Raw genomic sequence first — 11,632 nt, 5'->3', positions numbered from 1 at the left:
GCGCCGCCAGGCCCAGCGCATAGGCCTTGCCCAGCCATTGCCCGCCCGGTCACGATCGCAACACGTCCTTCGCAGATACCCACTTGCCTTACTCCTTCATTGCGCTGCGACGGGGATCAGCAGATGCTGGCTCAGGTCCCCAACGAGATCGAGCAGGGAATAATCCCGCCGGAAAAATGCCATGCCCCATCCACGTAGGTGAAGCTGTCATGATAGCGGCCCGCGCAGATCGCCTGCAACGGCAGGTCCGGGGTCGCCTGAAACACGGTATAGTAAGAGCGGCAGGTGGCGGTGCCTGCGTCCTCGTCCAGCTCGACGATGGGATTGGTGATGACATGCTTGGTGCGCGGCGTGCCATCGTCATGGATGCGTACATGGGCCTGCCACAGCGCCAGCATCGGCGCTGCGCCTTCGACCATTTCGCCGCCGCCTGTCTTGATCCGGGCGCGCTCGAACAGGGCGGCGACGGCTTCAAGGTCGCCTGCGTCCATCAGTTCGGCATAGCGGTAGAGCAGATTGGTGATCGCCGTGGCGCTGCTCATGGCTGACCCTCTCGCTGCGCCGCCTGGCGTTCGCGATGCTGCGCGGTGCTGCCGGTCAGGCGCACGGCGATGGCGTCGGAGGCGACGCGCTGCGCCTGCCGCTCCGGGCTGGCTTCGCCCAGCGGCTCGGCTTCGACCAGTCCAGTCAGCGCGGCTTTGGCGAGCTTTTGATATTCGCTTGTCCCATTGTTGCGCCAGGTGACCTGGTGCGGCTCGAAACTCTTGACCACCTTGGCCGGATTGCCGACGACCAGGCTGCGTGGCGGGGTCACCGTGTCGGACTTCACAAGGGCAAGGGCGGCGACGAGATTTTCGTCACCTATGATGGCATTGTCGAGGATCACCGCGTTCATGCCGATGAGCGCATTTTCGCCGATCTCGCAGCCATGGATGATCGAGCCATGGGCGATGGTCGCGCCACGCTTGATGATGGTATCGCGCAGCTGGTTGGCATGGACCGACACATTGTCCTGGATCGAGCTGTCGCCTTCCACCACGATCCGCCCGAAATCGCCGCGCAGCGAGGCGCCCGGCGCGATGAAGCAGCCCGGTCCGACGATCACGTCGCCGATCAGCGACGCCAGCGGATGGACGTAGCTGGTCGGATCGACGACGGGTGTGATCCCCTGATAGGCGTAGCAGGGCATGGGGCCGCGCTTTCCCTCTTAGAGCCGTTCGATGATGGTGACGTTGGCCTGGCCGCCGCCTTCGCACATGGTCTGGAGGCCATAGCGCCCGCCGGTGCGTTCGAGCGCACCCAGCAACGTGGTCATCAGCCGCGCCCCGGTCGCGCCGATCGGATGGCCGGCAGCGCGATTGCGCCGCCCTGCACATTGACCTTCTCATGGGGGATGTCGAGTTCCTTCATCCACGCCATGGTGACGCTGGCGAAAGCCTCGTTACATTCGAACAGGTCGATGTCGCCGATCGCCATGCCCGCTTTCTTCAGCGCATATTGGGTGGCGGGGATCGGACCGGTCAGCATCCAGACCGGATTGGCGGCGCGCACGGACAGGTGATGAATGCGGGCGCGGGGTTTCAGGCCATGGTCCTTGACCGCCTTCTCGCTGGCAATGAGGAGGGCTGCGGCCGCGTCGCAATTCTGGCTGGCGACGCCTGCGGTGATGATGCCGCCTTCATTGACGGGCTTCAAGGACGCGAGGCCCTCCAGCGAGGTGGTGGGACGGATGGTTTCATCCCTGGCCAGCCCTTCGAGGGGCGCCACTTCATGATCGAACCAGCCATTGTCCCAGGCCGCCTGCGCGCGCTGGTGCGAGGCGAGCGCGAACGCCTCCATCGCTTCACGGCTGATGCCCCATTTGTCGGCGATCATCTCGGCGGACTTGATCTGGTTGACCTCTTCCATGCCATAGCGCTCGACCCAGCCCTTCGACCCGTGGAAAGGGCTGTCAAAGCCATATTGCGCGCCCGCGATCATCGCGGCCATGATCGGGATCTGGTTCATCGCCTGGCTGCCGCCCGCGACGACCAGGTCCTGCGTGCCGCTCATCACGCCCTGCGCGGCGAAGTGCACCGCCTGCTGCGACGATCCGCACTGGCGGTCGACGGTGACGCCGGGCACCTCTTCAGGGAGCCCTGCGACCAGCCATGCGGTGCGGCCGATATCGCCCGCCTGGCCGCCGATTGTCTCGGTGCAGCCCCAGACCACGTCTTCGACCTGAGAGGGATCGATGCCGGTGCGCTTGACCAGTTCGCGGATCGGATGGGCGCCCAGATCGGCCGGGTGGACCTGGGCAAGGCTGCCCTTCTTGCGGCCGACGGGGGTGCGGACGGCGTCGATGATATAGGCTTCAGGCATTGTTGGCTTCCCGGGCGAAGGTCTGGTCCGGCCCCATGGGCTGGGTGAAGATGCGCGTGGCGATGCGCGCGCGGTGAGTGGCGGGCGTACCCCAGCTCTGGGTCAGCGCGAGCGCGCGTTTCAGGAACAGGTGGACGTCCACTTCCCAGCTGTAGCCCATCGCGCCATGCACCTGGATCGAGGCGCGGGCGGCCTTGTCGGCGGCTTCGAGCGCCACCAGCTTGGCATGGCTGACGCGGGCGCGGGCCTGGGTGTCACGCGCGCCGATCTCGGCTGCGGCGGCGGCGACCACGGGCTTGGCGAACTCGATCGCCACCTGCGCGGAGGCGAGGTGATGCTTGACCGCCTGGTAGCTGCCGATGGGTTTGCCGAACTGCTGGCGTTCCTTGGCATAATCGACGGCAAGATCGACCGAACGCTGGGCAAGACCAAGCGCGAAGGCGGCGTTGAACAGGGCGGCGCGGTCGAAAGCGAGGTCCCAGTCGGCCCCATTTTGATTATTTGGCCCGAGCGGCGTTGCGTTGCTTGGGCTCCATTCTACCGAGAAGAGGCGGCGGAAGGGATCGATGCTGGGCTGGGCGGTCAGCGTCACCTGATCGGGCGTGGCGAGGAAAGCCTCGCCATCCTTTTCGAGCAGGATCGCGGCCGCGCTGTCGGCATTGGCGACATAGGGGTTGGCGGGGTGGGCGATGGCGATGGTCGCCATCGGATCGGCGAGCAGCGGATGATCGGGCGCAAGGGCAGCGAGCAGGGGCGCTGCGACGCCTGCGCTCTCGACCAGCGGTTCGGGCAGGACGACATAGCCCGCTTCCTGCGCGATGAGAGCAAAGTCGGTTTCGGTCAGATCAATGCCGCCCGCTTCTTCAGGCAGCAGGATGAGGGTGAGGCCGGTCTCGACGATCGCGGCCCAGCGCGCATCGTCGCGCGCGACGCCCGCTTCCATCATGCGGCGCCAATGATCGGGCGTGCAGCTGTCGGCGAACAGGGTGCGTGCGGTCTCGGCAAACATCAGCTGTTCGTCGCTGAGGGTGAAGTCCATCTCAATTCCCCTTAGCGCGGCAGGCCGAGCATGCGCTCGGCGATGATGTTGCGCTGGATCTCGTTCGACCCGGCATAGATGGGTCCTGCGAGCGCGAAGATATAGTCGTCGATCCAATCGACGGGGTTCGCGCCGGGCGCTTCGTGGGTGAGTTCGGCCTGGGCCCCGAGGATCGCCAAGGCGGTCTGCGTCAGATGAATGTCGAGTTCAGACCAGAAGATCTTGTTGGTCGAGGCTTCGGGACCGATCTTCGTGCCCGCCATCAGCCGCGAGGCGGTCTGGTAGATGTTGAGCGCATAGGCGTCGGCATTCATGTGCGCGCGCACGACATCGGCTTCGAGCGCGGGGTCGGCCGTTTCCTTGTTGGCGGTCCAGAGTTCCGCGAGCTTCTTCGCCGCCACCTGATAGCGGGCGGGTGAGCGCAGCATCAGGCCACGCTCGAACCCGGCGGTCGCCATGCAGATATGCCAGCCCTGGCCCTCGTCGCCGAGGCGGTTGAAGGCGGGGACGCGGACATTTTCAAGGAAGATCTCGGCAAAGCCGACATGGCCGTTGATCTTCTTGATCGCATTGACCGTCACGCCCGGCGCGTCGAGCGGGAAGAAGATGAGGCTCATCCCCTTGTGGCGCTCGGAGCCCGGCTCGCGGAACAGGCCGAACGCCCAGTCGGCGAAGACCGCGCGGCTCGACCAGATTTTGTGGCCGTTGAGGATGTATTCGTCGCCGTCTCGCGTTGCGGTGGCGCGCACGCCTGCCAGATCGGACCCGGCCATCGGTTCGGACCAGGCCTGCGCCCAGATTTCCTCGCCTGACGCCATCTTGGGCAGGAAGCGCTGCTTCTGCTCATGGGTGCCGAATTCGATGAGCGTCGGCCCCAGTAGGAAAATGCCATTCTGGTTGACGCGGCCTGGGGCTCCGGCGCGATAATATTCTTCCTCGAAGATCAGCCACTGGATGAGGTCGAGACCGCGGCCGCCATATTCCTTTGGCCAGGTCACCATACCCCAGTCGCCCGACTTCAGCGTCTTTTCCCATTGCCGGTGCGCCTCGAAGCCTTCGCGGGTCGCGTCGAAATGCTCCAGCGATCCCTGCGGCACATGGGCTTCCAGCCAGTTGCGCACCTCGGCGCGGAACGCCTGCTGTTCGGGGGTATAGGTCAAGTCCATCAGAATTTCGCCGCGCCCTTGTTGTCGACGAAGGCGTCGCGCGCCTTCTGGCTGTCTTCATGCATATACATTTCGAGCGTGAAGCCCTGCTCGATCCGGTAATGGGCCGAGGGGTCGGTGGGCTCGATCAGGTTCAAGGCCTGCTTGGCGATGACCAGCGCGGCGCGGCTCTTGGACGCGATGACTTCGCAGAAGGCGTAAGCCTCGTCCTTCAGATTTTCGAGCGGCACGACCTTGTGCACCGAGCCATGACGATGCGCGTCCTCGACCGAAATACGGCCCCCGGTGAAGAAGTTGGCGCGCACCATCTGCACGGGCAGCATGCGGCTCATGAAGGCCGCGCCGCCCATCGCGCCGCGATCGATCTCGGGCAGCGAGAAATAGGCGCCCTCGGCCGCGATCAGCGCGTCGCAGGCGCCTGCGATATTGACGCCGCCGCCAATGACGAAGCCGTGGAGCGCGCCGACCACCGGGATCGCGCATTCGCGGATCGCCTTGAAGGTCAGGTAATTATCCTTGTTCAATTTGGCGATGCGTTCGGGATGCGCCGCCATCTCCTTGATATCGACGCCGCCGCAAAAGCCCTTGCCCTCGGCCCGGATCAGGATGCAGCGCACATCCTCGTTGGCGGCCGCTTCGTAAACCAGCGCGGGGATCGATTCCCAGCCCTTGGTGTCGATGGCGTTGTACCGGCGGATGGTCGAACAGGATTTCGGGCGATCTTGGTCCTTGATCGTGAGCGTAATCGGCATTGTTCTTCCTCTCCTCAGGCCGCGCTTGCGGCCTCGCGGCCCAGTGCGGCCAGCGCGTTCAGCCGCTCATGCGCCTCGCTGACGATGCGGTCGACCAGCTCCTGGCAGCTGGGTATTTCATCAATGCGTCCGCCGACCACGCCGGTCGCCATCACGCCATGTTCGATGTCGCCCTCGACCACCGCCTTCTGGATCAGCATCGGCATGGTCGCGGCCATCATCGCCTGTTTGAGCGGGCACCTGACCATGGCCGGTCATGCCCTTGGCCGACTTGATCATGTCGATCCAGCTCGCCCCGCTCAGCTTCTTCATCGCCGCGCTCGCTTCCAGCGCGCGCAGCCACATGGCGAGCTTTCCGGACTTTTCGATCTTGTCCATCAGCTTGGTGCGCACCATCCGCTGCGGGATGCCGTCAAGCTTGGTGGTGACGACGATGCGGTCGGTCGAGGCTTTCAGATATTCCGCCTTGGCGCTGTCGGGCACCGGGCTTTCCTTGGTCAAAAGGAAGCGCGTGCCCATGGCGATGCCGACCGCGCCATAGGCGAGCGCTGCGGCGAGGCCGCGCCCGTCGGCAAAGCCGCCGCTCGCGATCACCGGCACGTTGACGGCGTCCAATACCTGGGGGAGCAGCACGGTGGTGGGCACCGAGCCCGTATGCCCGCCGCCTTCGCCCGCCCTGCACATTGACCATGTCGACGCCCAGCTCCACCATCTTCTGCGCATGCTTGACCGCGCCGACGGTCGGGATGCAGAGGATCCCTGCATCCTTGAAGCGGCCGATCATCTTGGCATTGGGACCACGCCCGAAGCTGACCGCGCGCACCTGATCCTTGTTGGCGAGGATCAGCTCGACGATTTGGTCTGCGCCGGGCTGAAAGCTGTGGAAATTGACGCCGAAAGGCTTGTCGGTGCCATTGCGGACAGCCAGGATCTTCTCGCGCGCTTCGTCCGGCGTCATCACCGCTGCGCCCAAAAAGCCGAACGCGCCTGCATTGCTCGACCCGATGACGAGGCTGGGTTCCGCCACCCATCCCATCGCGGTCTGGATGATCGGCCAGCGGCAGCCAAGCCGCTCGGTCAGCACCGTATGCAGCGGATCGCCCATCATTCGCTCGCCTGCTTCTTATTCGCCTCGGCCATCTTCTTGGCGTCGAGGCCCGCGATCGAGCTGCCCTGGACGAGGTCATTCTGGGCATGGGCGAAATGGTGCATATGATATTGCGCTTCCATCGCGTTGCGCTTGCCCATCAGCTCCTCGACATGGTTGATCGCCTGCTTGGTCAGCCAGTTGCCAAGGCGGGGTTGCGCCACGAGCTTGGCGGCCATCGCCGCCACCGTCTCGCGCAGCGCCTCGCGGGTCACGATCTTGTTGACCATGCCGAACTGCTCGGCCCGCTGCGCGCTCATTCGCTCGCCCAGCAGCAGGAATTCCTTGGCGATGCGCGGGGGGAGCTCATAGGCGTGGGCGAAATATTCGACGCCCGGAATGCCCATGCGGTTGACCGGGTCCTGGAAGAAGGCGTCGTCGGTGGCGACGATCAGGTCGCATACCCAGGCGAGCATCAGCCCGCCCGCGACGCACGCCCCCTGCACCATGGCAATGGTGGGCTTGGGCGTATCGCGCCAGCGCCGGCACATGCCGACATATTGTTCCTTCTCGCGGGTGTAGAGCAGTTCCGCGGCAGGTTTGTTGACATGACCCGGCACCATCAGCCGGTTCTCGAAATGCCTGTGCACGTCGCGGCCCGGCGTGCCGATGTCATGCCCGGCCGAGAAATGCTTGCCGTTGCCGCCCAGCACGATGCAGCGGACGTCATCGTCGTTCGTCGCCTTGATGAAGGCGTCGTCGAGCGCGTAGGTCATCTGGCCGTTCTGGGCATTGTTGAAGCCCGGACGGTTCATCATGATCCATGCGACATGGTCGATCACCTCATAGGTGACCGGCTCGTCGGTCTCGTAAACAATGTCGACCTGCTGCGGTTCGACCAGGCGATCAACTTCATTCATGTCAGGCTGCCCTTCTGTCTCCGGCCGGATTGTCCTTGAACACGGTGGCGCGGACATTGTTGGGGTCGATCTTCGCGATCAGGTCCAGTTGCTCAGGCGTAGGTGCAGGGGTGGTGGGAATTTCACCCTCAACCTTGGCAAGCGGGAAGCCGGTATTGTCCTGCACTTCCTCGAAGGTGACGCCCGGATGCAGCGAGATCACGCGGATCTGGTGATCGGGGCCGCCAAAGTCCATCACGCACAGATTGGTGATGATCTGGCGCAGGTCCAGGCCCTGGGGCGGAGCGCCATTGCGATAGCGCGCCGGGTTGTAGCCCGCCATGCAGACGAAATCGACCTCGCCTTCGACGAACGCCCGCTTGTTGTGGCTGGCAAAGAAGAAGCTGTTGGGATGGCTGATCGAATTGCCCGGAAAGCCGCGCGCGCCGAGCATCGCGGCCTTGGGCTTCTTATGGTCGCCGATCACCGAGATGTTCGCCTGGCCGAAACGGTCGATCTGCACCGGGCCGACCAGTGCGTGGCGGCGGCCGCTCCACAGGGCGGAGAAGACGCGGTCATAATTGGCGATGCCTTCAAATTCCGGTTCGGCGGTGCGTTTGCCGGGGCCGACGGGTTCGCTGGTATAGAAGCATTCGCCGTCGGTGGTCTGGATCGCGGGGGCAAAGCTCAGCTTGGCAAGGCCTGCGCCGATGCGGGGCAGGGGGCCGATGCCGGTCGCCATCACCTCGCCATCACTGCGCCACACCTCGGCGCAGGCGGCGATGACGAGTTCAGCGAGCGAATAGCTGTTCTGGGTCATGGGTCTCTCGCTTAGTAAATAGGAACGGGGAGCTGCTTGACGGCGTCTTCGCCGCCGATCGCTGCCTGATAATCGGCTTCGGACACATCGATGAACTTCGCCTTATACTCGGCCCAGGCTTCGGGCGAGGCGGCGCTTTCGACATAGGTCTTGATGTGCTTGAGATCGAGCTGATAGTCGGGATCGGCGCTTGCGGGATGCGCGCCCAGCGGCGCCTCTGCCACGCCGGTGATCATCGCCCGCTCGACCAGATTGTAGCGGCTGTTCTTCTGCATATCGAGCTCGCCGGTCGGCACGATCTTCTCGACCGTGGCGTAGCTCTTGCCCGCAGCGCGCACCAGCAGTTCGTCGAACAGCGCGTCCTTGCTGAGCGTCAGCAAATTGCCGCGCTCGTCGGAACGATGGGCATGGATGAGGGCAATGTCGGGCACCAGCGCTGGCATGGCGACGAATTCCTCGCCATCGGCATAGGGGCTCTTCACAAATTTGAAGTCGAAGCCGTCTTGCGTGATGATGTCGGTGCCGATGCCGACGCGCGTCGGCAGGAAGGGCAGCTTCATCGCGCCTGCGCGCAGGCCCCAATGATACATGCCCTCGTCAAGCTCGAGCACTTCAAAGGCGCCCGCCTGGCGGGCGTTGCGGAAATGGGGCTCGAGCGGATAATGGTCGAGGCTGGCAAAGGCGAAGACGAGCTTTTTGATCTTGCCGGTCGCGGCGAGCAGGCCGATGTCCATGCCGCCATAGCCCGCCATGACGGTCAGGTCCTTCAGGTTCGAGCGGGCGATGGCGCGGATCAGCGCCATGGGCTTGCGGCGGGTGGCCCATCCACCGATGCCGATGGTCATCCCGTCGGAAATCTGGTCGACGATGTCGTCCACCGTCATGCGCTTGTCGAGCATAGTGTCAGTCATCCTTTTGCGTCAGTCCTGCAGGGCTTGCCCTGCAAATAGTCCTACCAGTTAATCTTGCTCATGAGCCCATTTATGGCCCCAGTCGCTTACCGAAAGGCTGGTGGTGGGCACCCATGTGTCCGGGTCTATTACCAGGCCATTCCAGCCATATTCGATGTCAAAGCCGCCTGGTGTCTGCATGTAGAAAGAGGTCATCTTGTCATTGACATGACGGCCCAGCGTTGCCGAGAGGGGCACCTTGCCCTTGCTCTTCAAGACCCGGTCATAGGCGCGGCCGACATCCTCCAGGGAGCCGACCTCCAGCATCATGTGCACCGCGCCATTGGGGCTTTCGGGCAGCTGCCCCAGCGCCAGGCTGTGGTGGCGCGGGTTGCAGTGCAGGAAGGCAAAGCCGATGCCCGGGTCGTCAGGCCCGCCACCCATCAGATAGAAGCGGCCAAGGTCGGTGTCGCCAAAACCCATCACGCTTTTATAGAAAGCATGGGTTTCCTCGAAATTGGGGGCGGTCAGCACGACATGGCCCATCCCCATGTCGCCATCCGCGCCATGGGGGCTGCCGGTCACGAAGCGGCTGACGCCTGCGGGCGAGGTGAAGGGGGCATAGTCGACGAAGCGGCCGTAGAAGAGCTCCATGGGATTGCCTGCCGGGTCCGACGAGCGGGCCAGTTCATAGACCTGACGGCCACGCGCTTCCATGACGCCTGCGCGTTCCACCGGGCGGCCTGCCGCCTCGAGCCTTTCCAGCAGCGATTCGAACGCCTCGCGATTCGCGCATTCCCAGCCTGGCGCCACGAACCGGTCGGCCGCGCCCTTCTCCACCCACAGGCGGTAGGGCCGGTCGTCCATGCGGAACAGCGCGACATCGTCATTGGGGGAGGGGGCGGCCATGAGGCCTGCGATATTGCAGGCAAAATCCTGCCAGGATCCCAGGTCCTGCGCCTCGATCACCACATAGCCCAGCGATATCACTGCCATTTCCGCCGCCTCGCCCTTCTTCCTGTCTGCCGACCATATTCCCGCAGAGCGTTTCAAAATGGCCTCCCCCATCCGCATATGGCAAGCACTGCCGCATGTTTTGCGCTTATATGGGGAGGCGCAATCTGCGCGCTCAACGAGCTTATGGCAATTCGTTCCAGATCCGCCTATAAGCATCGACCCAAATGCGCAAGCCCTGTTTGCCTTGACAGTTTGCGTAATAGCAATTTACATAAACTACGCATATAGCAAATTTGAAGAAGAGTCGCCTACAATGGAGAAGATCATGACCGGGGCAGTAGCAAGCCGACCCATTGACGAGGCGAATGCCGGGATAGCTTCGCCCGAAAGCCTGATTGCCAAAGCCAAGGCGATGATCCCGACGCTGCGGGAACGCGCGCGCGCCTGCACGATCGCCCATGACGTGCCCCCCGAGACCGTTGCCGAGATGAAGGCGGCAGGCTTCTTCCGCGTGCTCCAGCCCAAGCGCTATGGCGGCTATGAGATGCACCCCAATGTCTTCTTCGAAATCCAGAAGGCGCTCGCCGAAGGCTGCATGTCGACAGGCTGGATCTACGGCGTGCTGGGCTGCCACCCCTATGAACTCGCCCTCTTCCATGACGAGGCGCAGAAGGAAGTGTGGGGCGATAATCCCGACATGCTCGTCTCCTCCACCTATCAGCCGGTCGGCAAGGTGGAAAAGGTCGATGGCGGCTTTTACCTGTCGGGCCGCTGGGGCTTCTCGTCGGGCTCCTCGCATTGCGGTTGGGTGCTCTTGGGCGCGATCAATTTCGACACCGATGGCGGCCCGCCCGACATGCGCACCTTCCTGTTGCCGCGCTCCGACTATCAGGTGATCGAAGGCACCTGGGATACGTTCGGTCTCCAGGGCACCGGCAGCTTCGACATCGTGGTCGAGCGCGTCTTCGTGCCCGAACATCGCACCCACAAGGCGAGCGACGGCTTTGCCGGCACCAATCCGGGTCAGGAAACCAACACAGCGCCCCTCTACCGCATCCCCTGGGCGCAGCTCTTCATCCGCTCGGTCTCCAGCGCCGCCTTCGGCGGTATCCGCGCCGCCACCTCGGCCGCGATGGAGATCATGGCAAGCCGCGTTTCGACCAACACCGGCAAGGCGTCCAAGGCCGACCCCAATCTCCACGCCGCCATCGCCCGCGCGATCGCCGAGACCAATGAGATGGAGCTGACCCACAGGACCACCTTCAACGAACTGATGGACTATGCTGGCCGCAATGAGCCCGTCCCGATGGAAAAGCGCGCGCTCTTTGCCTACCAGTCCGCCAATGTCGTGCGCCGCATGGCGGAACTGGCCGACGGCATGGTCAAGCTCTTGGGCGGCCGGGCGGTCTACATGTCGAGCCCGATCCTCCAGCCCTGGCTCGACCTCCACGCCGCGCGCGCCCATGTCGCCAACGACCCGGCCAACCGCACCAGCGACGTCATCGGCACGATGAACGGCGAACCGCCCGCCTTCACCTTTATCTAGCGTCTTGCGCTGGAGCGCGCGCCGCGCGCTCCAGCCTTGCCGTCACGTTCAGCGGGACTGGAAAACCAGCTCCCCCTCAGGCAAGACCCAGGGCCAAGCTTTTCGCATGATGCCC

Annotated in this window: 10 protein-coding genes and 2 pseudogenes; 1 reads left to right on the top strand and 11 read right to left on the bottom strand. The window is 64.0% G+C overall.

What is annotated here, in order from left to right:
* Positions 1–131 precede the first annotated feature (131 nt).
* The 11 genes and pseudogenes from AC6JBC_RS16290 to AC6JBC_RS16240 all read right to left on the bottom strand — a co-directional run bounded on the left by AC6JBC_RS16290 (position 132) and on the right by AC6JBC_RS16240 (position 10,067).
* Positions 132–542, bottom strand: a complete 411-nt coding sequence (locus tag AC6JBC_RS16290; protein WP_498026118.1) for a nuclear transport factor 2 family protein — start codon at positions 540–542, stop codon at positions 132–134.
* The gene (locus tag AC6JBC_RS16285) at positions 539–1,189 is read right to left on the bottom strand and encodes a gamma carbonic anhydrase family protein (protein WP_498026119.1); all 651 of its coding nucleotides are present in this window, start codon (positions 1,187–1,189) and stop codon (positions 539–541) included. The genes AC6JBC_RS16290 and AC6JBC_RS16285 overlap by 4 nt, the downstream gene beginning before the upstream one ends.
* Before the next feature lie 18 nt (positions 1,190–1,207).
* Positions 1,208–2,361: pseudogene (locus AC6JBC_RS16280) on the bottom strand (acetyl-CoA C-acetyltransferase).
* The gene (locus tag AC6JBC_RS16275) at positions 2,354–3,400 is read right to left on the bottom strand and encodes an acyl-CoA dehydrogenase family protein (protein WP_498026121.1); all 1,047 of its coding nucleotides are present in this window, start codon (positions 3,398–3,400) and stop codon (positions 2,354–2,356) included. Before AC6JBC_RS16275 ends, AC6JBC_RS16280 begins: the two are co-directional and overlap by 8 nt.
* A gap of 11 nt (positions 3,401–3,411) precedes the next feature.
* Positions 3,412–4,566: an acyl-CoA dehydrogenase gene (locus tag AC6JBC_RS16270; RefSeq protein WP_498026505.1), complete on the bottom strand. Its 1,155-nt coding sequence runs from the start codon at positions 4,564–4,566 to the stop codon at positions 3,412–3,414.
* Positions 4,566–5,318, bottom strand: coding sequence for an enoyl-CoA hydratase family protein (locus AC6JBC_RS16265; protein ID WP_498026504.1), 753 nt, complete (start codon positions 5,316–5,318; stop codon positions 4,566–4,568). Before AC6JBC_RS16265 ends, AC6JBC_RS16270 begins: the two co-directional genes overlap by 1 nt.
* Before the next feature lie 14 nt (positions 5,319–5,332).
* Positions 5,333–6,423 (bottom strand): annotated as a pseudogene (locus AC6JBC_RS16260) (NAD(P)H-dependent flavin oxidoreductase).
* A complete protein-coding gene (locus AC6JBC_RS16255) occupies positions 6,423–7,325 on the bottom strand; it encodes an enoyl-CoA hydratase (protein WP_498026503.1) in 903 nt (300 codons plus the stop codon). Before AC6JBC_RS16255 ends, AC6JBC_RS16260 begins: the two are co-directional and overlap by 1 nt.
* A gap of 1 nt (position 7,326) precedes the next feature.
* Positions 7,327–8,124 (bottom strand): CoA-transferase subunit beta, encoded by a 798-nt coding sequence (locus AC6JBC_RS16250; protein ID WP_498026124.1) that lies wholly within the window; start codon positions 8,122–8,124, stop codon positions 7,327–7,329.
* An 11-nt stretch (positions 8,125–8,135) separates the two neighbouring features.
* Positions 8,136–9,035, bottom strand: a complete 900-nt coding sequence (locus AC6JBC_RS16245; protein ID WP_498026125.1) for a CoA transferase subunit A — start codon at positions 9,033–9,035, stop codon at positions 8,136–8,138.
* Between the two features lie 48 nt (positions 9,036–9,083).
* Positions 9,084–10,067, bottom strand: a complete 984-nt coding sequence (locus AC6JBC_RS16240; protein ID WP_498026126.1) for a VOC family protein — start codon at positions 10,065–10,067, stop codon at positions 9,084–9,086.
* Between the two features lie 229 nt (positions 10,068–10,296).
* On the opposite strand from AC6JBC_RS16240, the gene AC6JBC_RS16235 reads away from it, so the two are divergent.
* Complete coding sequence (locus AC6JBC_RS16235; protein WP_498026127.1) at positions 10,297–11,517, top strand: acyl-CoA dehydrogenase family protein; 1,221 nt, start codon at positions 10,297–10,299, stop codon at positions 11,515–11,517.
* The last annotated feature ends 115 nt before the right edge of the window (positions 11,518–11,632 follow it).

This window comes from Sphingobium sp. RC1, assembly GCF_059738765.1.
The sequence above is the reverse complement of the archived record's forward strand: the minus strand, read 5'-3'. Positions and strand labels throughout refer to the sequence as shown.